Source organism: Bacillus cereus group sp. BfR-BA-01310 (assembly GCF_022664325.1).
In the GTDB taxonomy this organism is placed as follows: Bacteria; Bacillota; Bacilli; order Bacillales; family Bacillaceae_G; genus Bacillus_A; species Bacillus_A paramycoides.
Map to the genome: position 1 here is coordinate 1 of NZ_JAKUHD010000116.1, position 262 is coordinate 262.

Below are 262 nucleotides of genomic sequence, written 5' to 3' on the forward strand. Positions count from 1 at the left end.
CATTTCTTCTTGATCTCTCAGTTCATTCATAAAATCAGATTCAGGAAGATCCGGAATCTCTAAAATAACATCTGTTTGAAATGTATTGTTCATTTCATCAACAGAGTCAATTTCATCCACTTCTTCTTGATCTCCCAGTTCATTCATAAAATCAGATTCAGGAAGATCCGTAATCTCTAAAATAACATCTGTTTGAAATGTATTGTTCGTCTCATCAACAGAGTCAATTTCATCCACTTTTTCTTGATCTCCCAGTTCATTC

1 protein-coding gene is annotated in these 262 nt (G+C 33.6%); it reads right to left on the reverse strand.

Annotated elements, in window-relative coordinates:
- A partial coding sequence (locus MR109_RS29935) for a hypothetical protein (RefSeq protein ID WP_242274872.1) occupies positions 1–237 on the reverse strand: 237 nt, incomplete at its 3' end.
- Positions 238–262: the final 25 nt, after the last annotated feature.